Raw genomic sequence first — 26,221 nt, 5'->3', positions numbered from 1 at the left:
GAATATGACAGCATTTGTTCCTGAAAGTGATGACGATCTTTTAAATGCTTTCAATTTAGGTAATAAAGAAGCCTTTGAAATCATTTATGACCGTTACTGGCTGCTGCTCATTCGCCATGCCAACCATATGCTGAATGATGAAGAGGAAGCAAAGGATGTAGTTCAGGAAGTGTTCACGGCCTTGTGGTCAAGATCCGACAGCCATCCCATCTGTCCTAATTTAACGGCTTTCCTCTATGCAGTTACGCGCAACAGAATTTTAAACCGCCTGAAACATTTCAAGATAGAAGCTAAATATTTAGCACAGGTAGAGCATGTCATTCAGCATCCTGCACAATTACCAGACAGCAGGGTAAGGGAACAGGACCTCAAACGTGTGATTGAAGAAGGATTAAACAGTCTGCCACCAAAAATGCGTGAAGTGTTTGAATTGAGCAGGAAGCAGCATAAAACACACAAAGAAATTGCTGAACAATTGAATATCTCCGATAAAACCGTAAAAAAGCAAATAAATAATGCTTTGCGCATTCTTAAAAGTAAAATGGGTGATTCATTTAATATTTTCTTAACTTTTTTTTAATTCTGTCTACTACCAGACCCTTCTTTAGTTGTTATCATTGTAATTAACCACAGTAGAAGCAAATAAAGGATGGGAAATCATCAGAATGATCCGGATAATTTACTTAAAAAGTACCAACAGGGACTTTGTACGCCGGAAGAGAAGGAAATTGTTGAGTATTTATATATTTTTTCGGCCAGATCTGAAAAGAAAACCGGGAAAGTTATTGAGGATGGCCCGTTTCGTGATGAGATCTGGAGAAAAGTGCTATCTGTTAATGGCATCAAAAGTTTGGAGAAACAAAATACGATATCAACTCCACAAATACACAGGCCTGCGCTGTGGAAAAGGATATCCATTGCGGCAGCACTATGTATAGCTGTTGGAACTGCACTTTTTCATGTAGTAAAAACGCAACCGAAGCAGGAACAGGTAGTTTACACAAAAGATATTAACCCTGGAAAAAACAACGCTACACTTACACTGCCTGATGGAAAAATCATCGTACTTTCTAATGCCCGTAAAGGTGAGCTGGCAAAAGAGCAGGGGGTGGTTATCCGTAAAACCAGCGACGGACAAATTGTATACGAAGTAGTTGACCGGGGTACAGCCGGTAACAATCAAATCAATACCCTGTCTACTTTACGCGGACAAAATTATGAAGTGCGTTTGCCGGATGGAACTAAAGTGATGCTAAACGCGGCTTCTTCTCTCAAATATCCTTCATCCTTCCTCGGGGCCCTCAGCCGTAAAGTAGAACTGACAGGCGAAGCATATTTTGAAGTAGCAAAAGATAAAGCTCATCCATTTGTTGTGTACAGTAAAGGACAAACGGTGGAAGTATTGGGTACCCACTTTAATATTTCGGCCTATCCCGATGATAATCTTTCCAAAACTACGCTCCTGGAAGGAAGCGTAAAAATCAACAACCAGTTACTGAAGCCCAGTCAGCAGTTTATACGCTCGTCTACAGCTGAACAAATTGTAGCTGTGAACCCTGATGAGGCCGTTGCCTGGACGCAAGGATACTTTATGTTCAATGATGAACCTCTGGAAAATATCCTGTCAAGAATTGCCAGATGGTACAATGTGGAGATCATTTACAAAAATCAGGAGATTAAGCAGAAGAAGTTCCTGGGTACTATAACCAAGTATGACCAGCTCTCTAAAACATTAAGGCTTCTGGCCAAGACCAAAGATGTATCATTCGAAATTACCGGAAATAAAGTATTCGTTGATCATTAAAAGGCCTGAAATATCACTAATCAATATTCATCACTCAAACCTAAACCAACCAACATGAAGAACCACCAACACGATCCTTAGGAAGGAACCTACGCAAAGGTTTTAGCCTATTGATATTTCAAAAACAAAGTAGCCAGGGATGGTGGAACATCCCTGGCCGTGTTTTGCTAAAACCTAATCTTATCAGGTAAAGAATCAATTCAATTTTAACAGATACCAAATGTATAAAAATTATAATAAGATTTTATGCAAGCCTTTGCGCTGCTTTTATAAAATATTGGTTATCATGAAGTTAACAACTATTATACTCTTAGCAACGTTGCTTCAGGTGAGCGCCGCCGGATTCGCCCAAAAGGTTACTTTTGTACAGAAAAACAGTACGCTCAAAGAAATTTTCGGAGAGATCAGAAAGCAGACAGGTTACTATGTCATCGCCTCTTCAGATCAGCTTTTTCAAACGGTAAAAATAGATGCAGGCTTCAGGAATGCTGCGCTGGAAAAAGTGCTGGATAAATGTCTGGAAAATCTTCCTTTCAGTTATGCAATCGACGACCATTCGGTGATTATCAGCAGGAAGGAGAAGTCTGTAACGGAAAAAATTATCAGCTTATTCATCCCTAAAATAACAGTAAGGGGAGTGGTGAAAGTGCAACAGGGAGCACTCGGAGGGGTATCCATCCTGGTGGAGCGCACACACCAGGTGAGCCGGACCAAAGAGGATGGCAGTTTTTTCATCGAGGGGCTTGAAAAGGAAGATGTACTGGTAGTGAGTTATATTGGCTATCAGCAGCAGAGAATACGTGTGGCGGATGTGGAGGGGGTAATCAATATTGAACTGAAGCTCAGTACCAATGCCCTGGATGAAGTGCGGGTGCTGGCTTACGGACAAAAAGCTTCCCAAAGAACAAATACCGGCTCTACAGTTTCTATAGATGCGGCTGTATTGGAGAAAACACCAACTTCAGATCCTATTGCTGCATTACAGGGGAGGGCCGCGGGCCTGTTGATTACCAATAACAGTGGATTGCCGGGAGCACAGGCCACTGTGCAAATAAGGGGGATAAATACATTGAATACGGATGGAAAAGCCAGAATGCCGCTCTATATCGTAGATGGTGTGCCCTTTTCCTCCGGTTCTATTGCCTTATTAACCAATGTTGGAATATTAAGTACAGGATCAAGAGAGAGCCCATTTAAAAGTATAGATCCAAATTCAATCGCTAATATTGAGGTACTTAAAGATGCGGATGCAACAGCGATTTATGGGGCAAGAGGTGCCAATGGGGTGATCCTGATTACCACAAAAAGAGGTAAAACGGGACAAATACAAATAGGGGCCGACGTATATGCTTCAGTTGCTAAAATCCCTCATTACATCGATATGCTGAATACGCCACAATACCTGGACATGCGCAGGCAGGCCGCAATCAATGATGGAATAAAAATCACCAAAGATACTTATCCCGATTTAACCAGCTGGAGCCAAACTAAATATACCAATTGGCAAAAGGAATTTTTTGGTAAAACTGCATTAACGCAAAATGCAGAACTGAATATTTCTGGAGGTAGTAACCAGACGCGTTTTATGCTGGGCGGAGGATATAGAAATGAGAAAACCGTATACAATAGTAAAGATGGACTAAAAAGTGGAAATGTAAGGTTCAATGCCGATCACAATTCAAAGAATAATAAATTGAATCTTGCTTTGTCCCTCAGTTATTCAGGTGATAAGAATACCGCTATTGCCCTGGATCCTGTTGCTTTTTACGCCCTGCCACCAAATTACTCTTTATATAATGAGGATGGTTCTTTAAACTGGGCAGTCGGAAATCCGGTTGCCTCTTCGCTGACAACGATGGAAAACAAGTCCAGGAATATCATCAGCAATTTTGTTGGGAGTTATAAAGTATTGCCTGATCTGACATTAAAGGCCAGCGTTGGTTATACTGATCTGCGAGTCAGGCAAATGTTTCTATCCCCTCTTGCTGCACAAGATCCGAAATCTTTTGAGCCCAGCGGAAGAACAAATTATGCAAATAGCAAAAACAACTCATTTACCTTTGAGCCCCAGGCAGATTATGTCCTTCACCGTGGAAACAGTACTTTCCGTGCACTACTCGGAGGTACCTATATTGATAACCGATCATCCAGTTATGGCTTAAATGCCTATGGCTATACGGATGATGCGATGTTGGGCAATGTGTCTGCCGCCAAAATTTCAGATACTACACAACTGGCAAGCCAGTATCGTTTCCTTTCTGCTTTTACCCGTATAGGGTATGAATACCAGAATGAACTTTTCGTGAATGCGACACTGAGACGTGACGGTTCTTCACGTTTTGCGCCCGGGAAACAATTTGGCGATTTCTGGTCGCTCGGTGCAGCCTGGGTTTTTACAGAACGCCCCTGGATGAAATCGGCAGTGCCCTTTTTAAGCACGGGTAAACTGAGGGGAAGTTACGGACTTAGTGGTAATGATAATATTGGGGATTATAGTTATTTTGTGAACTATATAAAAGACCCCATCAAGTATCAGGGGACCGGACTTGCTCCTCAAAATGTTTTTAACAGTGATTACCGATGGGAAGAAAATAAGAAATTCGAAGTTGCAATAGAGCTTGGTTTCCTGAACGATGCAGTGATGCTCAGCGTAAATTACTACCGGAACCGGTCAGGCAACCAGCTGATCGCCTATCCCTTGCCTTCACAAGCCGGAGTGTCTAGTGTAAACCAGAATATGGATGCACAGATACAGAATACCGGATGGGAATTTATGTTGAACACTTCACAGATTAAACATAAAAATTTTAGCTGGACAACAAGTTTTAACCTGAGCGTAGGAAGAAATAAGTTACTTTCATTCCCGGACCTGCAAAACTCCGTTTACAGCACTCAATATATGCTGGGTAAATCCTTATCATTGTTATGGGGGTTTGACTATCAGAAAATAGATCCTCAGACAGGTAAGCCTGTATTCAGGGATGTAGATGGAAATGGCACGTTGACCTATCCAGATGATTTTGTGCCCTTAGCTAATCTTTTGCCAACATTTTACGGTGGCTTTACCAATAATTTCTCTTATAAGCGGTTTGACCTGGACGTTTTCTTCAGCTTTAAAAAGAGCGGGCCAAACAATGCATTGTATTTGAGCCCCGGTGCAACTATGGATAATCAGTCGGTAGAAGTGCTCAACAGATGGCAAAGTCCGGAAAATCCGGGTAGCCGTATCGCTTATACCACGGATGGTGCGCTGATATTAACATACAATTCAAGTCTGGCCACTACATTTAATAGTTCTTATATCAGACTTTCAAATGTATCCCTCGGGTTTAACTTCTCAGAAAAACAGGCAGGTAAATTAGGAATGAAAAATTTGCGTGTGTATGCAATGGGAAATAATCTGTTTACCCTGACCGGCTATCCCGGGCTGGATCCCGAAACAGGTATCAGTATGCCTACGCTACGCTCAGTTACTTTTGGTCTAAGAACAACTTTTTAAAATTATACAATGAGAAATTTGATACGCCGCACAGCTTTCCTCTTGATGTTAACAGTGGTCAGCACATCATCCTGTAAAAAAATATTAAAAGTGGAGCCTGAGTTTATCAGAACTACCGGACAAGTATATGCCACCGACAGATCTGCTGATAGTGTGGTGGTGGGTATGTACGTTAAATGGGCAGGTAACAGTAGTTTATTTGATATACCCGTGGCAGCAGGGCTTTCTTCTGATGAACTGAAGCCAGGAACAACGACAAACGATTCTTACCTGAATATGTTCAATAACAATATCGTTCCTGTCAACTCCAGTACCGAGATCTACTGGTCAGATTATTACAGTGCGATCTATATTGCAAATTCGATCATCGAAGGTACTGCGGCCTCGTCTGGTATGACTACTGCCGGCAAGGAAAAGGCAACTGGAGAGGCCCTGTTTATACGCTCCTTTTGTTATTTCTATCTGGTCAATTTTTTTGGCGATGTACCACTGGTAACCAGCACTGGCTATAAAGAAACCAAAGATCTGGCCCGGACACCAGTAGCTACGGTATATACACAAATACTGGCAGACCTGCTTAAAGCCGAGAAATATCTTGGTGATCAATACCCTACAGCTGGTCGTGTAAGAGCAAATAAATGGGCAGTTAAAGCATTGCTGTCGCGTGTATATTTGTATACCGGCGACTGGAATAATGCAAATGTGAAAGCTTCCGAAATCATCAATAACCAGGCTCAGTATAGTCTTGGAGCGATGAATGGTACCAGTGCTGAAGATGCAGAAATGGATATCTTCCATAGTGACAACAATGAATCAATCCTTCAGATATGGAATAACATAGGCTATAGTATAGGAGGCGCTACCCTGGATGATTTTTCTGAGGTTGCAGTTGCAGATCAAGGCAGTAATAGTCTGCTGGACGCCTTTGAGGATGGCGACAAGCGCAGATGGAATTACATCAAGGAGGAAGCTGGCGATTACAGGATCTACAAATACAGATTAGCTGAAGAAAGTTCAGATTATAAGGAATATACGGTAGTGTTGAGACTAGCTGAGCAGTACCTGATTCGTGCAGAGGCCTTAGCTAAGCTTGGACAGCTTAAAGCTGCTGCGCAGGACGTGAATACCATACGGAACCGTGCGGGGCTGGGAAATCTGCCTGACGGACAGACGGAAACGTCGATCCTTGATGCCATAGAACAGGAAAGAAGGGTGGAGTTGTGTTTCGAATGGTCCGATCGCTGGTTTAACCTGCGCAGGCTGGGACATATTGACCAGGTAATGTCTGTCAATAAACCTACCCACTGGAAACATACTGCTGCCTTATACCCGATACCGAGGGCGGAAATACGAAATAATCCAAAACTGGTACAAAACCCAGGTTACAACTAAATTTATAGAAATGAACACATATAATCACAGATCGATCCAATGGATACTTTTTCTGTTGCTGATCACAGGCAGCGCTGTGTCCTTTGCGCAGAAGAAAGCTCCGAATTATACATTAAAAGGGAAAATAACCGGCATGAAATCCACTGATAAGGTGACTGTATATCTTGAACGTTATAGAGGCGATAATATGCAACAGGATTCTGCCCTGGTGAAAAACGGGACCTTTAGTTTCTGCGGGAACGTAAAGGATCCGGTATGGGCAATCCTTTCTTATTCCCTGTCCACTAAGGAGGGGGGCGAAGCTGTACGCCCGTCCTCTGAATTGTTTATTGAGAAAGGGGTTTTGAACGTCTCTTTTTCTTTGGGAAACATTTCACAGGCCGTATTTTCAGGTTCTCCTTTGAATACAGAAAAGGTAGCCTATGAAAGTAAAACAGCGGACCTTATAACGGCTTTGAGCGAAGTAAGGTCTGCCTATTTCAAAGTTGAGGATTTGATGGGGGATAGTACGCAAGACAGAGCTAAGCTCAAGCAGCAGATGAAGGCAATAGAAAAGAGATCAGATTCGCTGGATAATTTGAAAACCACCACTGACAGTTCATATATTGCCCGTCATCCCTCCAATTATTTCAGTCTGTATCTTTTATCAGAGTCTTTCAGGCACGGAATGCCTTTTGAACTGGCTATGGGGTTGTTTAAACAGATTAAGGCCCCATTGAAACTGACCTTAGCTGGGAGGAAACTGACAACGGACCTGCAACGTGCACAGAAAGTAAGTGTTGGGATGGTTGCACCCGAATTCTCTCTGCCGGATTCTACTGGAAAGGTGGTCAAGCTATCATCTTACCGCGGTAAATACGTACTTGTCGATTTCTGGGCCAGCTGGTGCGTGCCTTGCAGACAGGAAAATCCTAATGTAGTTGCGGCCTATCAAAAATTCTCTACTTACAATTTTAATGTACTGGGCATCTCTTCAGATTTCGGCAGAGACTCCTGGATGGCCGCCTTGCGTGAGGATAAATTATCCTGGCCAAATCTACTGGATGCCGGCCAAAAAGTCGGTAAACTGTTTGATGTCACTGCGATCCCGTCGAATTTCCTGATCGGTCCGGATGGTAAAATTATTGCAAAAAACCTACGTGGAGCAGCACTGGAGCGTAAACTGGCAGAAGTGCTGCCCCACTAAATAAGGCAGATTGCAGCTCATGGCACAGCGATATAGCTGAAGAACAACCAGAATTATAAATTTTATTACCCATATGAAAATCTACAAAATTAATATAGCCCTGCTTATCGCAGGAAATTGCCTGCCCTTGCTTGCAGGAGCACAACACAAGCCTGCTAAATCCACTGTTGCCGTTCACCATACTGTTCAGCCAGGTGCAAAACTGATTCCGCTGGACCCCACGGTGCGTACTGGAAAGTTAGCGAATGGTTTTACCTATTATATTCGCCATAACAATGAGCCTGAACACCGGGTAGTGATGTATCTTGCCAATAAGGTAGGGTCTATCCTGGAGACAGATGAAGAACAGGGACTTTCACATTTCCTGGAGCATATGAGTTTCAATGGGACAGAGCATTTTCCTAAAAGTGAGCTGATCAATTATCTTCAGAAAGCTGGTGTAAGGTTTGGTGCCGATTTAAATGCCTACACCAGTTTTGATGAAACAGTTTATCAGTTACCGCTGCCCACAGATGATCCTGCGGTGATGAAAAATGGGTTGCAGATTATGCGCGATTGGGCACAAGGACTTACATTGGAGACTGCCGAGATTGAAAAGGAGCGTGGCGTGATTATGGAAGAAGAAAGGTTGGGCAAGGGCGCTGCGGACCGTATGCTAAGACAAACCCTTCCGGTGATGGTCAACAACTCGCGTTATGCTTCCCGTTTGCCTATCGGTAAAGCAGAGGTGATCCTTCATTTTAAACCGGATGTGATCCGCAATTATTACCATAACTGGTACCGTCCGAACCTGCAGGCCCTTATTATTGCAGGGGATATCGACGTGGCAAAAATGGAACAACTGATCAGGCAAAAGTTTGCTGACCTGAAAAACCCGCCACATGAAAAAACAAGGGTAAAATATAGCTCTTCTTTAACAGGAAAAAACCAGTTTCTTGCTGTGACGGACAAAGAAATGACTAATACAGTTATCGAGATTAACTCCAAGCACAAAGAGAAGAAAGTTTATACCGAGCCTGATTACCGTGCTTCACTGGTAAGAAGTTTGTTCAACGGAATGCTGAGCAAGCGTTACGTAGAGTTATCCAGACAGGCCAATCCTCCGTTTTTAGGAGGTGGTGCTGCGATTGGTGCGGTTATGCCAGGACTGGAAGCATTTAAACTTTTCGTTAGCTGCAGGCCTGGAGAAGTGGAGAACGGATTTAAAGCGGTGTGGAGGGAAACGGCCAGGCTGCAGCAGCTCGGATTTTCTAAAACAGAGCTGGAGCGTGCCAAACATGAGTATCTGAATAATATGGAAGCGATGATGCAGGAAAAGGATAAAATGACTTCCGATACGTATGTAAATGCTTATCTGAACCATTTCCTTTACGGTGGGGCCACTCCCGGATTAAGCAAACAAAATGAAATGGTAAGCCGGTTTATTCCTGCGATTACGCTTGCAGAGGTCAATGCGGTAACCAAAGAATACATCCTGGAAACTGACCGGGATATCATTATAACCGCACCGGAAAAGGACAAAGCATCTTTACCTGCTGAATCAACTGTTTTAGACTGGATGAAAGAAGTCAATGCAGAGAAGATGGATGCTTTCAAAGACGATGTAAGCACATTACCCTTACTGGCCCATGCGCCGGTACCTGGGAAAATTGTGAAGGAGGAGAAAGATGCCAAAACCGGACTTACTTTCCTTACCCTCAGCAATGGGGTAAACGTGATCCTGAAGAAAACGAATTTCAAAAATGACCAGATCGTTTTCCAGGCTTTTACAAATGGAGGCACATCCTTATATAGTGATGCTGACTATCAAAGTGCTGATAATGCCTCAAAAATTTTCTCTTCAGGAGGTGCAGGGAATTATAATGCCAGTCAGCTGGAAAAATATCTGGCAAGTAAACAGGTATCGGTTTCTCCTTTTATAGATGAGCGTATACAGGGCTTTATTGGAAGTACAAATGCCAAAGATATGGAAAGTGCTTTTAGCTTACTGTATGCCTACGCTACCGAACCGCGTAAAGATGAGGAGATTTTTAAAGGGATTATTTCTAATGCGAAAGCGGCTCAGGTGAACAAAGACGATGATCCTGAATCGGTTTTCAGTGATACAGTGGCTACAGTTATGGGGAATTACAATGTCCGCCGTACGCCTGATAACCTGGAAAAGATTGCACAGATCAACCTTGACCGCGCATATACCATATATAAAGAGAGATTTGCCAATGTAACGGGGATGAAATTTGTCCTGGTAGGGAATATAGACGAGGCGAAACTAAAGCCTTACCTGGAAAAATACATCGCTTCCCTTCCGGCAAACGGGACCATAGAGGCGGCAAAAGATCTGGACATCCATGTCCCTGATGGGGTAATATCCAAAACGGTCTACGCTGGTAAAGAGGACAAGGCCACGGTTTACCTGGTGTTTTCGGGAAAGTTTGAATATGATTACGCAAGTACCCTGAAAATGCAGGCGTTAAAAGAAGCTTTGGAAATCCGTTTACTGGAAAGACTGCGGGAGGAAGAAAGTGGCGTTTACTCTCCGGCTGCGGAAGTAAGTACCCGTAAACTGCCTGATGGCAGATATGGTATATCTATTTATTTTGGCTGTTCACCTGCAAATGTAGAAAGGATGATTGCCTCTGCGGTGGATGAGGTTGAAAAGCTGAAGAAAGATGGCCCGGCACAGCAAAATATTGACAAGTTTAAGGCGGAAGACTTACACATGATGCAAACTACCATGAAGACCAATGAGTTTTGGCTGGACTACCTGACTGGACAGCTCAGCAATGGAGAACCGCTGGAGCAGATCTCCAGCTATAACCAGCTCATCAAAGGAATTACAGCCAGGGATGTAAAAGATATTGCGGATAAATACCTGACCGGCAAGAATTATATCAGGTTGATACAGTTACCTGAACCGGCTAAATCAAAATAACTTATTTCCTTGCCCTTTGTTCTGTCATGATAGAACAAAGGGCAAGGTGATTAACCGCATTATAGAAGCGGTGCGTTATACCTGTCAAACTTAATGTGGGCTTACTCCTGAAGAAATGACAATTGCTGATAAGTATGGTGTTAAATCATACCAGAGGTTGTACAAAATTTTAGAGATTTAACCTTGATATACAATTCATTAACTATCTTTGCATTCAATGGAGATCAATTCCTATATTAATGAGGGTAATTTGGAACAATATTGTTTCGAATTAAACAATGTGAGTCTTGGAAACGAGATCGCCTCATTGCGTTTGGGACATCCCGAAATCAGAGAGGAGCTTAACCGGATCGAATTTACTATCGAAGAACTGGCCAAAAGTCATGCTATCACACCCAGCCCGAAACTTAAAGGCAGAATAATGGCTGCATTGGGCATTGCTGAAGAGGAACTCCATCTGGATCACCTCCCGCCGACCAGTAAATACTCAAATTATGAAAACTGGTTAAAAACAGTAGAACACCTGATTCCGGCTGAGCCTTTTGACGATTTTTTTGCACATGTATTACAGCAGAACGAACAGATGGCACAAACTCTGGTGATCACTAAATTGAATGTGCCAGATGAGGTTCATGATGTGGTAGCTGAAAGTTTCTTTATTCTGAAAGGTACTTGTACCTGTACTGTCGGTAGTGAGATTTTTACGCTGAATGCAGGAGACTATTTAGCCATTCCGCTGCACACCAACCACGATATCAGGATCGACTCCCCTTATGTGATTGCTATATTACAACACCAGTTCGTCTGATCAGCAAAAAAAAGGACAGCAGGAAATTTCAGCTGGTTAGGTGATGTATGTCACATTCATATCCGGGTTATTTGCGCCCCCGGTAAAGTCTGCTTAATGTTTCCTATCTTAGGGTTTTCTAAATAATTTTTGTAAAAATCAATATTTAATATGAAAAGATCCGCTTTATTACTCCTTTTATTCATTTCCTTTTCAGGTTACGCCCAGAATACGATTAATAATTATAAATATGTGCTGGTACCTGAGAAATTCAGTTTTCTTAAAGAACAGGATCAGTACAGGCTAAATACACTGACTAAATTCCTGCTGACCGAAAAAGGTTTTGAAACCTATTATGATAATTTTGAGTTACCAACAGCCGTTGCCAATAATAAGTGTGATGCTTTGCATGCTGAAGTGCTGGAGAAGAAAGGAATGTTTACAACCAATCTTACACTTTTACTAAAAGATTGTAAGGGTAATATTATTTTTAAGAGCAAGGAAGGCAAGAGCAGAGAGAAAGAATATAAAACTTCTTATAATCTTGCTTTAAGAGATGCATTTACGTCGTTAGATGAGGTTAAATATGCTTATAATGGAACTGTAAATGCAGATCAGCAAGTAGCGACGACTACAACGGCGGTGACTGCTCCTGTAGTAGCAACAGCAACTGTTCCTGTTAGTGCTGCGGTGATTGCTACTGCAAAACCTGTCGTGGCAGAATCAAATCAGCCTGCCGGAACATTATATGCGCAGCCAACTGTTAATGGATATCAATTGATAGATACTACACCTAAAAAAGTATTAACATTATGGAGGACCTCTGTGCAGGATTATTTTATTGCTGACAATGGGACCGCTAATGGAATAGTGTTGAAAAAGAGTGGAGAGTGGTTTTTCGAATATTATAAAGACAGTAAGCTGATGGCTGAAAAGCTGCTGATAAAGTTTTAATTAAATATACTATCAACACAAAAGGCCTTTCATTAATCGTGAAAGGCCTTTTGTGTTTTCATACAGATTTTACTATTGTTTATTATCCCGCATAGGGGTCTTGGGAAATCCTGCGTTTATGAATCAAATAATTACAAATGATTCACCTTAAAAGAACCTGGTTATTAATGAAACGAGCTTTTTCCAGCTTTAAGCGGTTAGCTTAAATGATTTGGAGCAGGGGATGAGAATTCTGTTGGACACTTTGAAATGTCGTTTCAGTGAGACTAATCTCCGCCTCGGTTACTTTGTCTTCCAATAAATTTGATGTCAGTTTAAATTTGGAAAATAAAGAAAGTAAAATTAATTATTTGATTATGAAAAAATTATTATTATCAGCAGGGCTATTGTGCGCTGTACATTTAGTAAAGGCCCAGGATATTCAGTTAATTCCGAAAGCTGGTTTAAGCTTCTCCAGACAGTCGATTAGTAATATGGAGGGAGAAAAAATACAAACTGCCCGTGATTTGGGTAAGGGGCAGTTTGTAATTTAATTATTGTATTATCCCAATCAATTATGGCCTATAGGCTTTATGAAGTTTCTTATTTCAATATTCTTTCTTTTTTTCTTCTTTAAGGCAGAGGCCCAGACAGTACAGGTGAAAGGTCTGATCACCGATAAATCAACAGGAAAGCCGCTGCCCGGAGTAACCATAAGTTTCGAAAATTCGACCACTAAGTCTTCAAGTGATGCCGGGGGATTCTACACTATCGTTTCAAAGGAGAAGGTTAAAGCAATTCATTTTTATAGTATAGGATACAGAAGGCTGAAGCTGGAGATGGCTGCCGGGCATAGTCATCATATGAATATTGAATTAGAGCCGCAATCTGAAGATCTGTCTGAGGTAAGTATCTCTGTAGCGCATAAACCGAGATATAAGAATAAAGACAATCCGGCAGTTGAACTGATCAGAAGAGTGATTGAGCATAAGAAATCCAATGCAGCAAATCTTCAGAATTATCTTTCTTATCAGGAATATGAGAAAATGAATATTTCATTAAGTATGACTACTGAAAAAGCAAAAACTTCAAAGTTGCTTAAGAAGTTATCATTTTTAAAGGATAATTCAGATTCTCTGACGCGTCCGGGTAAATTGCTGACCCCTATTTTTATGAAAGAAAAGATAAGCCATAACCTGGTTTATCAAAATCCTTTTAAACAAGAGACTTCTGTTCTGGCAGAGAATCAATCCCGTATAGATCAATTTATTGACGAAGATGGTATCAATGAATATCTGGATAAGATTTATCAGCGCGTTGATATTTATCAGAATGATATTGGTATTGGTAATCAGAGTTTTATGAGTCCGATTGCAGAGCTTGCTCCCCAGTTTTATAAGTATTTTATTATAGATACGTTAAAAGATGTATCTCCGGTGCAGGTTAAGCTGATGATCGCACCCCGTAATAAGGAAGATGTGCTTTTTCTGGGTTATCTGTATATATCTCTTGATGGTAAGTATGCTGTACAAAAAGCAACTCTTTCTGTCAATTCTAAAATAAATATTAATTGGGTAAAGGAGATGAATATATCTCTTCAATATCACCAGGATAAAACGGGTCATTATTATTTAGGAAAAAGTGTGATGGCGATGGATCTTGGACTTTTTAAAGAGGGTGCAAGCATCTTTGGGGAAAGGACTTTATTCATCAATGATTTTATGAGTAGCCCGACCGCATTAAATTTGCCGTTAAAACTTAAACCTGTGGAAGGTAAATCAGTAAAGCCAGTGCCAATGGCAGAGCTGAGGCCAGAAAAACTCACGCAAATTGAGGAAATGGCGTATAAGAATATAGATAGTCTGAAAAACTCAAAGCCATTTAAACGGGCTATGGGGATTGCCTCCTTCTTACTTTCTGGTTACCTGGGGCAGGGTAAAGTAGAAGTTGGTCCATTCAACTCTTTTTACAGTTTTAATCCTGTAGAGGGGCTGAGGCTTAAGGTTGGTGGACGAACTACCGATTTATTCAGCAAAAGAATCTTCTTTGATGGGCATGTCGCTTATGGTAGCCGTGATCAGAAATGGAAATATTCATTAGGGACGGTACTTTCACTTTCTCCGGGTTCAATTTATGAGTTTCCTGTAAAATCATTAACCTTAAGACATAGTTATGAGACGCAGATACCAGGTCAGGATCTCAACTTTTTAGAAGATGATAATTTCCTGTTATCATTTAAAAGAGGGGTAAATGATAAATGGCTGTACAACAGGAAATGGCTTTTTGAATATTTGAATGAAATGGAAAACCATTTCTCGTTTAAAGTAGCTTATAAAAATCAGATCTTAGATCCGGCAGGAGGACTTCGGTTTATCGCATTAACTCATGCCGGGCATATTGAAATCCCCGATATTACAACCTCTGAATTTACAGCCGAAGTGAGATGGGCACCACATGAGCAGTTTTACCAGGGAAAACGCTTCAGAAGGCCAATCCGAAATGAATATCCTATTTTTACTTTGCGCGGCTCTGTTGGAATTAAGGGATTTCTGAATGGAAGTTATAATTATCAGAACCTGACCTTTAATGTGTTTAAAAGAGCTTATTTTTCGCAGTTTGGCTATTCAGATGTCATCCTGGAAGCAGGAAAGGTATTTGGAAAAGTTCCGTTTCCATTGCTGACTATACATCGTGCTAATCAAAGTTATGCCTATGAACTGCCATCTTATAACCTGATGAATTTCATGGAATTTATGAGTGACCGCTATGCGAGTATTAATCTGGAGCATAATTTCAATGGCTTTATCCTGAACAAAATACCATTAGTGAAGCGGCTTCAATTAAGAGAAATTCTGACTTTAAAAGTCTTAAGTGGCTCTCTTTCCAGTAAGAATGATCCGCGCGAAGGTTCAGGATTATATCAATTCCCAAGAGATAGACATGGAAATGTCGTGTCTCCGGCATTAGGTGCTACTCCTTATGTGGAGGGCAGTGTAGGCATATCCAATATATTCAAAATACTGAGGGTGGATCTGGTTAGAAGGTTTACTTATCTTGATCACCCAAGAATTTCCAAATGGGGGATAAGGGCTAAGATTAAAGTTGATTTTTAGATTGGATTTAGCCAAAAAAGCCGGCATGTTTATGTACCGGCTTTTCTTAATTTATCAAATCAGGATAAAATTCTTTGGTTAAGCAAAGTTAAACCATGAACTTTCTGACTTATAATCTTCTATTACCTGTGAACTGTTATCAAAATTAAATGCACAGATTAAGGTACGTACCTCTTGTTTAACGTTTATAATACAGTTATCAATCAGGTCTTTTCTAAACCCCTTAAGTTCCAGATCCAGTACATAGCCTAAAGAAACAATTCTTCCGATCACTTTCCCCAGATCAAATAATTTTCGCTGTGAAAGAGCACTGTTCAAGGTAAAACTCAGTTCGTTTTTGAAGTAATGACAAGCTTCAGCGGTTTGCTTAAGTGTAGCCAGGAAATCAAATAAATTCGATTCTTTCTGTTTCTTCATCTGACGGACAATGATTTCAGAAATTTGTGCATAAAGCATTTCATTGGAACCTTCAAAAATCTGGAAAGGCCTGCTATCCATAATCCCGCGACCACCAACATGTGAAGTCTGGTATCCTTTAGCGCCTGAGACCTGTGTTAAAATCTGGGCAGATTCCTGCATCAGATCAGTAACCACTGCTTTCATACTATTAGCTTCCAAGCCTTCTGTGGCCAAACTATGATCAATACCGCTGATCTTACTGCTTCTGACACACATAGCTGAACAGATGGTGTAAGCCGACTGGATTTTTGAAAGCTGAAACTGGATCTGGTCCATAGCCAACAGGTTCGTTGAACCAACCATTCTGTTTTTACATTGAAGAAGTGCTTCATCCAGCATTCGCTTGATAAAGCCCATTCCCATACCAGGAAATTGCATCCTGCTGCGGTGCAGAATATCCAGCATCATTTTAATACCAGTAGATTCGGGGTGTAATTTAAACGTTTTAGGAACTTCAATGTTTAAAACATTACGTCCGTATGGGATCATATGAAGCCCTATGGTATCAAAATATTCTTCTACGACAACGTATTGTTTCTCTTGTGTATTATCACATAAAAAGAAATCTATATCACGGCTAAGTCCTCCATCAGCCAGCTCTGCTCTGGAAGCAATCAGCCAATAGTCGGCCAGACCAGTAAGCCCCTGCCAATGTTTAGTTCCTTTAATACTATACCCATTTGTCAATTCGCTATTCCGGGTTTTCATGTTGAGTGCATCACTTCCATAATCAGGTTCAGTGATCATCAGTCCACCCATGTTTTGTTCGTAGAGAAAGCGATCAAAAACTTCTTTCTTAACGGACTTGTCTGCATATTTGGCAAGTGGTTCAAGAAAAAGGGCAATGTTAATTCCAAAGGTAAGTGAAAGCGGTAAAGATTCATAAGAAGCTGCTGCCAGCACACTCAGACATTCTTTTACCTGAGCTCCACGGCCTCCATACTCTTCTGGGATAGCCGCAGCCAAAGGTTGCTCAGCAAGGATTTCCTTCATCACTAAAGGAGGAAGCTCTGCTGCTAAATCAAATTGATTGATATTTTCTTTTCCCCTGAATAAGAGTTTCAATTTCTCTTCGAAATCCTTAATGTATTCTGAAAACTCTGTCTTTAATTCTATCATCATTAGGGTCGTAAATTACTGTAATATTTTAATATTATATCTCCTTGCAAGATACATCACAAATATACCAAACTAATTTAGAATAGTTCCAGATAATTATTATTCCGCGAATTATGGCTAAATATGTAGTTAGTACTCTAGTACATCATCAATAAGGAATGATTTTTCGGCCACAATAATTCTAATATCTCTATTATATTTTTTGTGATAATTAGTATCTTCAAGTACTACATTAAAAACAAAACCATCGGGAGTTTTGTTTTTTAACTTACATTCCGTCACTTTGATCAGACCGTAATCTTGTTCAGGAATTAAGAAACCAAATCCAATTCCCGCTAATTTCGGATTATACTTTCCCTTCCATTTTGTGATGAACTCATCTTCAGTCAGACCATCGTCTAAATCCACATTGATTGCATCAATTTTATAAGCGCTATACTGAGTTGTATAAATACTCTTTGCTTCTTCATTCGAATCTTCAATAGTATCGTGCCCCTTGTTCAAAGAGTTCTCTATGTTCGCAATGATCCATTCTTTAGCTTTAACAACTTCAGGAGAAAGCGGCTGAGCGGAATTATTTCCAGAAGGGATTTTTTGATGGATAACATCTTTTGCATTTGTATGAACTGAGTCGGTAATCTTTTTCGTGTCATTGTGTTTGCCATTGCAGGAAATCAGCAATATCGCGGTTGATAGGAGAATGATAAATTGCTTCATATGTTCAATTGTCTTTTAATTAGTTCAGACATCCGTCGGACACCCAGTGTGAATCAGGTTATCAACAATCAGGCCTTTAGTTATAATAACATCTGGCTTTAAATCGATATTTATCATTAATTTTAGGAGTCTGTTTGAATTTCAAAAAGGCGCCAGGATATTATTAGCTCAATTCATTTGAAGAACAAGAATTACATCGTGCTACTGTACGTGATTACAGGCTGTGTCTGGGTATTGTTAAGTGACCAGCTAATTGCCTTTTTGGTGGATGGTATGCCAGTTAAGGATCGTGCGCTGATTAATAGTCTCAAAGGTTTTTTCTTTATCGCATTCAGTGCAGTCCTGCTGCATTACCTTGTCAACCTTTACAACAGAGGAAAGAAGCGGGAACTGGCCTATTTGCAGCGCGATCTGGATAATAGTAAGAAAGATCAGCAACAATGGTATTATGCCCATAAAATGGCTAAGATTGCCAGTTGGGAGTATTTGTTGCAAACTGATGAAGTGATCTGGTCTGATAACCTCTATACATTGTTTGGTCTGGCACCTGATTCAGGGATTACAACTGTTTCATTTTTTCTCGACCAAATCCATCCTGATGATCTGGATGGATTTCTGGCGGCACATGAAAAAACAAAAATTACAGGTGAGATGGATTATGTGCACCGTTTAAAAATTGATGGCGAATGGCATCATGTACGTGAAGCGGGAAAAGTGATTTACCAGGATGGAAAACCCTATAAAATCAGTGGTGTACTTAAAGATATTACAGACAGCTTTAACCGGGAATTATTATTGAATAATGCGTTGGAAAGACACGAATTAGTTAACGAAGCTACACACGATGCGATATGGGACTGGGATTTAACGACCAGCCAGGTGACCTGGAATTCTGGTTTAAAACAATTATTTGGTTATGACCATGAGCAAGGTTTTTTCAAGCCGGACTGGTGGATAGGTAAAATGCATCCATCAGATAGCAAAAGGGTACTGGACAGCTTGAATGCCTTTGTTAAACAAGCTAAAAAACGCTGGGAAGCCTCTTATCGCCTGCTTTGTGCAGATGGAAATTATAAATATGTTTTCGATCAGGCTTATTTGGTGACAGGTGAGGATGGCGCACCCCGGCGGATTATCGGAGCTGTGAAAGATGTTGATGAATTAAGACGTAAAGATGAAGAAAACAAGCAACTTGCTGATGTGGTCAGTAAAGTTAAAAGCGGTGTAGTTATTAAAGATATTGCCGGGAAGATAAGCTGGGTTAATTCTTCATTTGAACAGCTGACAGGTTATCCATTAAATGAGCTGAAAGGAAAGACGCCTGGTGAAATGTTGTATGGCCCTGAAACCAGTATGCTGACCAGAAATGCGATCACAGCTTCACTCAAAGTGCATGACTTCTTTAATATTGAAATTATAAACTATTCAAAAAATGGAGATCCTTATTGGGTAGAAGTAAATAGTACTTCAATTGTCGATTCCGATGGACAGCATTCTGGATATATTGATATTGTTACCGAAATTACTGAACGCAAAAGACGTGAAGTAGAAATTAGTGAGCAGAACCATACACTCAAAGAGATTGCCTGGATCAATTCTCATGAAATCAGAAAACCCGTGGCCTCTATATTAGGATTATCGGCACTTGCAAACATTGCAGCAAACCAGGAAGAGAAGGAAGAGTATTATAAAAGGATTAATAACTGTGTGAAGGAGATGGATGAGATTATTCATCAAACATCGGCGAAAGTAAATGAGCTGATGGGAAAAGAGCACGGATTTTAATCAGAAAATCAGGATTCCAGGTCAGAAAAATCACATTCCAGAGAAGTCCTGTCCCAGTTTCCGGTAATTGCTGCGGCTTCATAAGTTGACTGTAAAAAATCCATCAGGAATTTTTCAGGATCAGCAGCATTTTTTACTTCTTCATAATGAAGGATAAATTCACCTAAATCAGGGCTGTAGAAAGCTTTCTCAGGTTTTACTGGTTGTTCTTTAAATGTTTCCGGAGTTGGATAGCAGTAGGCATAAAAAACCGGATAGGGAAAACTGTCATTGCCCGGCCAGAAACCGCAGCTGCTTACCTCATGAGAATAAGCTTCCTGCATTACATCGAGTGGCATGTTGGGCATTCCTCCTGCATGTTTAGGTGCCTTTCTGCCGGAAAATCTGGTTACCGCCAGATCGAAACCTCCCCAAAAGAAATGAACCGGGCTGCATTTTCCACTGAATTTTGCCCTGAACCTGCTGAAAACAGCTTCCATTTTAACCAGTGCCTGCCAGAATGCAGCGATTTGATTTTCTTCATAATGACAATGGATAGTATCTTCCTGAAACGGAATTGCATTTTCTATCTCATTCGGTCTGGCATATATTGCAGCGTCAATCCCCAAAAGTCTTAGCTTTTCAAAAAGCTCCTGATAAAAACTTGATACTGTATGTGAGGATAAATTGAATTGTTGTTGTCCGTTTGCGCTGGAGGTGATGATCAGCTGATGAGAAAGAAAATCAAAATCTATCTGGAAAAGACCATTATGGTAAGGAATACTGCCCGTGGTCAGTCCCTTTCCGGATACGTATAAAGTGACATGCCAGGAATGGTTAAGCCATGGAGATTTGACCAGCCTGATCTTGCCGGCAATTTGTGTCCACAATTGTACTGTTGCCAGTGTCTCTTTCAGATTTTCGTATTTTAATTCCGGCCAGCTGGTCATATCTTATGAATTTGATTTCATAAATATACAGAACTCCTCTTAAATGTATAACTCAATTATTTAAAGGTTGAAGACACTCGTTGGATTATATCCGGGGTGCAATTCACTTCATGGTAAATGAAATTAATGTTAACCTTTATTTTTCGTATATTTTAATAGACAATCAGACGTTATGCTCATATAATCTCACCGAAATGGAAAACCAAATTTTAACTGAATTAGCTGAAAAAACACAGGGTCTGTTTTATTTCAGTGAATCTGAAGCCCCACTAACTATTGAAAACCTTGGACAGGTTCCAAAGGATGAGTTAAGGATGAAGCTTGCTCAGCTTTACAGTGAAACGCCCGGTACATTGAAAACAATCGATCAGGAGGCTTTCTTTGAAAAAATAGTGGGTACTGCCGACCCGGGTGACCAGGTGATGGTTGCTAATGCCCGGAAATTTACGGCACTTCACACTTATCTGAAAGACAATTTCTCTGACATACAGGTAACACGCATAGAGGGAGGAGTGAATGTACCGATAATCATTACGTTTGATCTCCTGGATAATACTTGTATCGCGATCGCTACTTATGCAATTGAAACTTAGAAAATACCCGGCAGTATTTCAATAAAAAAGGCCCGCAGAAATATTTCTGCGGGCCTTTTTTATTGAAATATCAGTTCTAGATATTTGGAAACATTGACTGTGCTCTCTGACCAATCAAAGGGATTTCTTTTTTAGTTCCCTGAATAGCACCGATCAAACCTATAATCCATAAAATGAATATAATTAGAGACAGAATGCTGAATATAGTAAATACAAATCCTGAAGGAGTTATGCTAAGAATAATACGTTGTACAATTTGTAAGATAAAAGCTACAATATAAAGTAATAACGTTTGTCTTAAATGAAAGCTTCCCAATTCTGTTCTCTTGTCTTTGTGCATACCGAAGTAGGCGATAAGCCAGCCAATGATTGTAATGTAACTGACAATAGCTACTGTTTTTCCGTCTTCTGTTTTTGTTACGTTGAAGTTATTTTCCATATGTTGTTTTTTGTTAATTTAGCTTGTTTTGAGTGATTTATGCCTGCAATTGTAATTGTGCCTGAGCGTTTTTAATCCTGTAATAAATAATTGAATATCGTCTGTGTGATTAAAATGGCAGAAAGAAATTTTGTCTTTAAAAACAGAAATTATTTCTTAATTAATTGCCATTTTATATTACATTTCCGATAATTCTTGAATTATATAAACACCCTGAACAAAAATTAAGCCATCTGCTGACATAGGGTTGTCATAGACACTCATATTTTTGCTGCTTAACAAATAAAAAGATGAATATTATAAAAATCGACTCCTTTCATGTAATCGGTATTTCAGTGCGGACCACTAATGAAAACGGACAAGCCGCTAAGGACATTCCTGTACTTTGGGAAAAGTTTATGTCGGAAGGAATTCTTGATCAGATCCCCAATAAAATTGACAATGCACTCTACTGTATTTATACAGATTATGAAAAAGATCATACTAAACCTTATACTACTATTTTAGGGTGTAAAGTTGAAAATCTAAATGATATTCCTAATGAAATGGTGAGTAAAACAATTGATGTTGCTGCCTATCAGAAGTTTGTGGCCAAAGGCAAATTAATGCAGGGAGCAGTTTATAATGAATGGATTAAGATTTGGAATTCGGAGCTGGAAAGAACTTTTACCGCCGACTTTGAAGTATACGATGAACGTGCTCTGAATCCTGAAAATGCAGAAGTGGACATATTTGTGGCAGTTAAAAAGGAATTCCTTTCTTAAATAAGATACATTTGTTTTTGTCCTGAAAAAATATTAATGAAACCCGAAACCATAATAACTACAGTAAGTATGATTGCGGCTGTCAGCCTGTTTCTGTATTTAAAGAAAAAATATAATCAGCGTTTATGGAATGAAGCTATGGCGAGTCCTGATCATCAATTACAAACAGGAAGTTTTATTTTTTCAAAACGGACTGAGGTTCAATCCAAACAAATAGATTACTCCATTTTTAAGGTGATCAGAATAGATGGTGAATACGTGAAACTTGCAGGTATCAGACAATTAGCCTTTCCTAACAACTCCAATAGTCTTTTAATGACTGCTGAACAATATGAAATTATAAAAAATAACATACAGGAAGTAGTGATTACCGGAATATCTGCAATGGATTTCCCTCAAAAGGCAAATATACCTTTAACAGAAGAGTTATTGGACAGGTATCCTGATCTGAATAAATCAGGATACTATTTTGAAGATCTTTCTCCGAATGAAAAGATTAAACCTTTACCTGATGACATTGCAGGGTGCCAGGATTATATGAAACTGGTATATTCTGCTGAGCATATCATTAAAAATGGACGGCTACGTCTTTATTCACTAACAGATCTTCCGTCTCTGATGCCTACTTTAGATTCTGGCCAGGGTGAAGTTATCGAGCAGATTCTTAATCAAAGAAAATCATAATTCACCCCTTTCATCTGAAATCTATTTAAGGGATTTTATTCAGGTAATCAAATTAGTAGTTTTAGAAACAGCGCCGGCTCTTGTTTTTTTCTGAGAATTAATTTGACGTCCTAAAGAAAATCTATACATTTGAATCATCAGATGATATGATGAATAATACAAATCTAATTTCCCGCAAGTCACTGGCCGACGAAGTAGCTGAAAAACTACAACAGCAAATCGCTTTTGGCACTTATAAAGTAGGCGAAAAATTGCCCATAGAACCAGAGCTGATGTCGTCCTTTGGTGTTGGCCGCTCTACAATCCGGGAAGCTATCAAGATCCTGGCAAACTGTGGACTATTAAGAGTCCAACAGGGAGTAGGTACTTTTGTAGAGAATTCAACGGGCATTAAAGAACCTTTATCTCAGCGTCTGAAACGTGCTGATTTTGAAGATTTAAATGAAGTGCGGCATCTGCTGGAAATGAAGATTGCTGAAAAAGCTGCACTGAACAGAACAAAAGCAGACCTGGTTAAAATATATGACTGGTTAAAAAAACGGGATAAGGCAGCGAAGAACGATTTACTGGAAGAATGTATCGATGCAGATATTCAATTTCACATATCTATTGCAGAAGCCTCAGGAAATGAGATCCTGATTGACCTGTACAAATCAGTGGCCATCCATATGAAAAACTGGTTTATGGAAGTTCATCATGACACAAGAGCATTCAAAGAAACCAATCATCAACATAAACAACTCGTTAAAAGTATAGCAGCTGGCGATGCAAAAAAAGCATGGAATAACTCAGCAAAAATCATAGGACATATTTCTCAATAACAATTCATCACAAAGATGAACTGACCTAATTTATGGAAACTAATACAGCAACACTTGATCCCGGTATCAAAAAAGACATTATTCAAAAAACGATTTATCCAATTCTCTTTACGATAAGTTTTACGCATTTATTAAATGACATGCTGCAAGCTGTTATTCCATCTGTTTATCCGCTTTTCAAAACTGAGTTTAATTTGTCTTTTTCTCAAATCGGGTTGATTACGCTAACTTATCAGCTAACTGCTTCGCTCTTACAGCCTTTTGTAGGTCATTATTCTGATCTGAAACCAAAACCCTATTCTTTGGCCATAGGCATGGGGTTCACGCTGATCGGTCTGATCTTTATAGCTATGGCTGCCAGTTTTGCGGCCATCCTGGTAGCTGTCGGTTTCATCGGTATAGGCTCTTCAATTTTTCACCCTGAAGCATCCAGAGTTGCACATTTGGCTTCTGGTGGTAAAAAGGGACTGGCACAATCTATCTTTCAACTAGGTGGTAATGCAGGAAGTGCAATAGGTCCTTTACTGGCTGCCTTGATTGTTATTCCTTACGGTCAATTTTATATTATCTGGTTCGGAGTAGCTGCTGTTTTAGGTATACTGATTTTATTCCAGATCGGGAAATGGTACAAAGGCCGTCTTAATCTTAAAGTTCAGGGGAAGGTTCAGGCTTCAGATGAACCTAAACATAATTTATCCAGGGGAAGAGTAATTGGCTCTATTGTTATTCTGCTGGTACTGATCTTTTCCAAGTACTTCTACATGGCCAGCATGACCAGTTATTTCACATTTTACCTGATTGACAAATTTCATGTTTCGGTTCAGGAATCTCAACTCTATTTATTTGCTTTTTTAGCTGCGGTTGCGGCGGGAACGATGATTGGAGGACCATTAGGTGATCGTTTCGGCAGGAAATATATTATCTGGATCTCTATTTTAGGCGTTGCCCCATTTACGTTGCTTCTTCCTTATACCGGATTATTTTTAACGGGAGTACTTGCTGTGGTGATTGGTGGAATTATCTCTTCTGCATTCTCTGCAATCCTTGTTTATGCGACAGAACTGATTCCTGGAAAGGTAGGTATGATTGCCGGTTTGTTTTTCGGTTTCGCGTTTGGAATGGGAGGGGTAGGATCAGCTGTATTAGGTAAACTGGCCGATCAGACCAGTATTGAATATGTATTTAAAGTTTGTGCTTTTCTACCGCTGATTGGTATAATTACTGGATTCCTTCCTGATATTGAGCAAAAGAAAAAGGCAGTTAGCTAAGAAAATATTCATTTAAAAACTTTATGGAAGAAATTACAATTAGAAATGATACAACATCAATGAATTGATTACGGCTGATCATATCGCTTTGCAAAACTTTACATTCACATGCGGAGTGAGATTTAAATTATTATTTTTAAACGATTTAGCCCATATTTGCGAAAAAAAGATTTTTCCTGACCCTGATTTATTATGAAATTATCTCTAGTTGCCATTACTCTGCTAATCGTTTCTGCCGGATGCAGCCAGCAAGATCAAAAAGTTAAGCACTATACGCCAAAGACTTTAACCCAAAACGAAGTCTTTAATGATTTTCCAGCGAATGCCTCAGACTCTATTTCTGTTTTAAGTAACAATGAAGGAAAGGCAGAGACCTTTAATGCAAAGTTCAAAGACAGTATAGTTCACATTCAGGCTGACGCGGCCGATCTAAGTAAAGGCCCAACAAAATTTGCCTCTGCGCAATTTATTAACAAGCAAAAAACAGCGCTGCTGGTTCAGATTGCAGATAGCTCAGGCCTGGTTCCGCGCCCGTTTCTGATTGCAGTAAAAAATGGTGCATTAGAAGTGGTTAGTTTATACCGTCCGTCTAAAGGCAAAGAAGATTTAAAGTTCAGCAAGGGAGTGAAGAAAATTGGTGCAACCGGATACCTGGTCAACAATGATTTTTTCATTACCAATGTAACCGCTAAGGTTTACTTAGTTAAAAGGCAAAATCCTGAGGAGAGAATTCAGGGAGACGTCTTATTGATGTCACCAGACAAACAGACTATTGTTTTTGCTGTTAAGAACGTTCTGTACCAGGTAAATTACAGGACTGATGAAGTAGTTAGTGAACCTATTGTTGCTGGCAGTCCTCAAGGAGATGAAGCAGCTTTTAATAAATGGATCACAAATAACTATACTTTTGAGAAAAATAAAAGTGGAAATACTTTTCTGAAATATCATGACGATAACAGGATCGTGGATATGAAAGAATTTAAATAACAATAAAAAG

Annotated in this window: 21 protein-coding genes; 17 read left to right on the top strand and 4 right to left on the bottom strand. The window is 39.9% G+C overall.

Annotation, left to right across the window (positions count from 1 at the left end):
- The first annotated feature begins 4 nt into the window (after positions 1-4).
- The 10 genes from AB3G38_RS14210 (at position 5) to AB3G38_RS14165 (ending at position 15,646) form a co-directional block, all read left to right on the top strand.
- Positions 5-580, top strand: a complete 576-nt coding sequence (locus tag AB3G38_RS14210; protein ID WP_367864546.1) for an RNA polymerase sigma factor — start codon at positions 5-7, stop codon at positions 578-580.
- Positions 581-649: 69 nt separating this feature from the next.
- Complete coding sequence (locus tag AB3G38_RS14205) at positions 650-1,804, top strand: FecR family protein (RefSeq protein ID WP_367864545.1); 1,155 nt, start codon at positions 650-652, stop codon at positions 1,802-1,804.
- A 286-nt stretch (positions 1,805-2,090) separates the two neighbouring features.
- On the top strand, positions 2,091-5,303 hold the full coding sequence (locus AB3G38_RS14200) for a SusC/RagA family TonB-linked outer membrane protein (RefSeq protein ID WP_367864544.1): 3,213 nt from the start codon (positions 2,091-2,093) through the stop codon (positions 5,301-5,303).
- Between the two features lie 9 nt (positions 5,304-5,312).
- The gene (locus AB3G38_RS14195) at positions 5,313-6,695 is read left to right on the top strand and encodes a RagB/SusD family nutrient uptake outer membrane protein (protein WP_367864543.1); all 1,383 of its coding nucleotides are present in this window, start codon (positions 5,313-5,315) and stop codon (positions 6,693-6,695) included.
- A gap of 10 nt (positions 6,696-6,705) precedes the next feature.
- Positions 6,706-7,881: a redoxin domain-containing protein gene (locus tag AB3G38_RS14190; RefSeq protein WP_367864542.1), complete on the top strand. Its 1,176-nt coding sequence runs from the start codon at positions 6,706-6,708 to the stop codon at positions 7,879-7,881.
- A 73-nt stretch (positions 7,882-7,954) separates the two neighbouring features.
- Positions 7,955-10,813 carry a M16 family metallopeptidase gene (locus AB3G38_RS14185; protein WP_367864541.1) on the top strand — a complete coding sequence of 953 codons (2,859 nt, stop codon included), beginning with the start codon at positions 7,955-7,957 and terminating at the stop codon, positions 10,811-10,813.
- A 217-nt stretch (positions 10,814-11,030) separates the two neighbouring features.
- A complete protein-coding gene (locus AB3G38_RS14180; protein WP_367864540.1) occupies positions 11,031-11,621 on the top strand; it encodes a cupin domain-containing protein in 591 nt (196 codons plus the stop codon).
- A gap of 150 nt (positions 11,622-11,771) precedes the next feature.
- A complete protein-coding gene (locus AB3G38_RS14175; protein WP_367864539.1) occupies positions 11,772-12,554 on the top strand; it encodes a hypothetical protein in 783 nt (260 codons plus the stop codon).
- A gap of 356 nt (positions 12,555-12,910) precedes the next feature.
- The gene (locus tag AB3G38_RS14170; RefSeq protein WP_367864538.1) at positions 12,911-13,087 is read left to right on the top strand and encodes a hypothetical protein; all 177 of its coding nucleotides are present in this window, start codon (positions 12,911-12,913) and stop codon (positions 13,085-13,087) included.
- A 39-nt stretch (positions 13,088-13,126) separates the two neighbouring features.
- Positions 13,127-15,646 carry a DUF5686 family protein gene (locus AB3G38_RS14165; protein WP_367864537.1) on the top strand — a complete coding sequence of 840 codons (2,520 nt, stop codon included), beginning with the start codon at positions 13,127-13,129 and terminating at the stop codon, positions 15,644-15,646.
- 78 nt (positions 15,647-15,724) lie between these two features.
- On the opposite strand, the gene AB3G38_RS14160 is transcribed toward AB3G38_RS14165, so the two are convergent.
- Both AB3G38_RS14160 and AB3G38_RS14155 read right to left on the bottom strand, forming a co-directional pair.
- Positions 15,725-17,227: an acyl-CoA dehydrogenase family protein gene (locus tag AB3G38_RS14160; protein ID WP_367864536.1), complete on the bottom strand. Its 1,503-nt coding sequence runs from the start codon at positions 17,225-17,227 to the stop codon at positions 15,725-15,727.
- A gap of 126 nt (positions 17,228-17,353) precedes the next feature.
- Positions 17,354-17,941 carry a hypothetical protein gene (locus AB3G38_RS14155; protein ID WP_367864535.1) on the bottom strand — a complete coding sequence of 196 codons (588 nt, stop codon included), beginning with the start codon at positions 17,939-17,941 and terminating at the stop codon, positions 17,354-17,356.
- A gap of 177 nt (positions 17,942-18,118) precedes the next feature.
- Here AB3G38_RS14155 and AB3G38_RS14150 point away from each other — a divergent pair, with 177 nt between their 5' ends.
- Positions 18,119-19,726 (top strand): PAS domain-containing protein, encoded by a 1,608-nt coding sequence (locus AB3G38_RS14150; RefSeq protein ID WP_367864534.1) that lies wholly within the window; start codon positions 18,119-18,121, stop codon positions 19,724-19,726.
- Positions 19,727-19,734: 8 nt separating this feature from the next.
- Here the strand turns inward: AB3G38_RS14150 and AB3G38_RS14145 are convergent, their stop codons facing one another.
- Entirely contained in the window at positions 19,735-20,655 is a 921-nt protein-coding gene (locus tag AB3G38_RS14145; protein WP_367864533.1) for a DUF5996 family protein, read from the bottom strand.
- 194 nt (positions 20,656-20,849) lie between these two features.
- Between AB3G38_RS14145 and AB3G38_RS14140 the strand changes: the two genes are divergently transcribed.
- Positions 20,850-21,248, top strand: a complete 399-nt coding sequence (locus AB3G38_RS14140; protein WP_367864532.1) for a nuclease A inhibitor family protein — start codon at positions 20,850-20,852, stop codon at positions 21,246-21,248.
- Between the two features lie 76 nt (positions 21,249-21,324).
- On the opposite strand, the gene AB3G38_RS14135 is transcribed toward AB3G38_RS14140, so the two are convergent.
- Positions 21,325-21,687, bottom strand: a complete 363-nt coding sequence (locus tag AB3G38_RS14135; RefSeq protein WP_367864531.1) for a DUF4870 domain-containing protein — start codon at positions 21,685-21,687, stop codon at positions 21,325-21,327.
- A gap of 290 nt (positions 21,688-21,977) precedes the next feature.
- Here AB3G38_RS14135 and AB3G38_RS14130 point away from each other — a divergent pair, with 290 nt between their 5' ends.
- The 5 genes from AB3G38_RS14130 to AB3G38_RS14110 all read left to right on the top strand — a co-directional run bounded on the left by AB3G38_RS14130 (position 21,978) and on the right by AB3G38_RS14110 (position 26,211).
- A complete protein-coding gene (locus tag AB3G38_RS14130; protein WP_367864530.1) occupies positions 21,978-22,451 on the top strand; it encodes a GyrI-like domain-containing protein in 474 nt (157 codons plus the stop codon).
- Positions 22,452-22,487: 36 nt separating this feature from the next.
- Positions 22,488-23,135, top strand: coding sequence for a hypothetical protein (locus AB3G38_RS14125; protein ID WP_367864529.1), 648 nt, complete (start codon positions 22,488-22,490; stop codon positions 23,133-23,135).
- 146 nt (positions 23,136-23,281) lie between these two features.
- The gene (locus tag AB3G38_RS14120; protein ID WP_367864528.1) at positions 23,282-23,956 is read left to right on the top strand and encodes a FadR/GntR family transcriptional regulator; all 675 of its coding nucleotides are present in this window, start codon (positions 23,282-23,284) and stop codon (positions 23,954-23,956) included.
- Positions 23,957-23,988: 32 nt separating this feature from the next.
- Positions 23,989-25,224, top strand: coding sequence for an MFS transporter (locus AB3G38_RS14115; RefSeq protein WP_367864527.1), 1,236 nt, complete (start codon positions 23,989-23,991; stop codon positions 25,222-25,224).
- 192 nt (positions 25,225-25,416) lie between these two features.
- Entirely contained in the window at positions 25,417-26,211 is a 795-nt protein-coding gene (locus tag AB3G38_RS14110) for a hypothetical protein (protein ID WP_367864526.1), read from the top strand.
- Positions 26,212-26,221 lie beyond the last annotated feature (10 nt).

This window comes from Pedobacter sp. WC2423 (genome assembly GCF_040822065.1).
Lineage (GTDB): Bacteria > Bacteroidota > Bacteroidia > Sphingobacteriales > Sphingobacteriaceae > Pedobacter.
This window is presented reverse-complemented; position numbering and strand designations above follow the sequence as displayed.

Bases quoted from the DNA above. Each gene is read 5' to 3' on its own strand.
- AB3G38_RS14190 (WP_367864542.1), top strand. From the start codon at position 6,706: ATGAACACATATAATCACAGATCGATCCAATGGATACTTTTTCTGTTG.
- AB3G38_RS14125 (WP_367864529.1), top strand. From the start codon at position 22,488: ATGAAACCCGAAACCATAATAACTACAGTAAGTATGATTGCGGCTGTC.
- AB3G38_RS14135 (WP_367864531.1), bottom strand. From the start codon at position 21,687: ATGGAAAATAACTTCAACGTAACAAAAACAGAAGACGGAAAAACAGTA.
- AB3G38_RS14185 (WP_367864541.1), top strand. From the start codon at position 7,955: ATGAAAATCTACAAAATTAATATAGCCCTGCTTATCGCAGGAAATTGC.
- AB3G38_RS14115 (WP_367864527.1), top strand. From the start codon at position 23,989: ATGGAAACTAATACAGCAACACTTGATCCCGGTATCAAAAAAGACATT.
- AB3G38_RS14130 (WP_367864530.1), top strand. From the start codon at position 21,978: ATGAATATTATAAAAATCGACTCCTTTCATGTAATCGGTATTTCAGTG.
- AB3G38_RS14160 (WP_367864536.1), bottom strand. From the start codon at position 17,227: ATGATGATAGAATTAAAGACAGAGTTTTCAGAATACATTAAGGATTTC.
- AB3G38_RS14195 (WP_367864543.1), top strand. From the start codon at position 5,313: ATGAGAAATTTGATACGCCGCACAGCTTTCCTCTTGATGTTAACAGTG.
- AB3G38_RS14165 (WP_367864537.1), top strand. From the start codon at position 13,127: ATGAAGTTTCTTATTTCAATATTCTTTCTTTTTTTCTTCTTTAAGGCA.
- AB3G38_RS14210 (WP_367864546.1), top strand. From the start codon at position 5: ATGACAGCATTTGTTCCTGAAAGTGATGACGATCTTTTAAATGCTTTC.
- AB3G38_RS14140 (WP_367864532.1), top strand. From the start codon at position 20,850: ATGGAAAACCAAATTTTAACTGAATTAGCTGAAAAAACACAGGGTCTG.
- AB3G38_RS14200 (WP_367864544.1), top strand. From the start codon at position 2,091: ATGAAGTTAACAACTATTATACTCTTAGCAACGTTGCTTCAGGTGAGC.
- AB3G38_RS14120 (WP_367864528.1), top strand. From the start codon at position 23,282: ATGATGAATAATACAAATCTAATTTCCCGCAAGTCACTGGCCGACGAA.
- AB3G38_RS14145 (WP_367864533.1), bottom strand. From the start codon at position 20,655: ATGACCAGCTGGCCGGAATTAAAATACGAAAATCTGAAAGAGACACTG.
- AB3G38_RS14155 (WP_367864535.1), bottom strand. From the start codon at position 17,941: ATGAAGCAATTTATCATTCTCCTATCAACCGCGATATTGCTGATTTCC.
- AB3G38_RS14180 (WP_367864540.1), top strand. From the start codon at position 11,031: ATGGAGATCAATTCCTATATTAATGAGGGTAATTTGGAACAATATTGT.
- AB3G38_RS14170 (WP_367864538.1), top strand. From the start codon at position 12,911: ATGAAAAAATTATTATTATCAGCAGGGCTATTGTGCGCTGTACATTTA.
- AB3G38_RS14175 (WP_367864539.1), top strand. From the start codon at position 11,772: ATGAAAAGATCCGCTTTATTACTCCTTTTATTCATTTCCTTTTCAGGT.
- AB3G38_RS14110 (WP_367864526.1), top strand. From the start codon at position 25,417: ATGAAATTATCTCTAGTTGCCATTACTCTGCTAATCGTTTCTGCCGGA.
- AB3G38_RS14205 (WP_367864545.1), top strand. From the start codon at position 650: ATGGGAAATCATCAGAATGATCCGGATAATTTACTTAAAAAGTACCAA.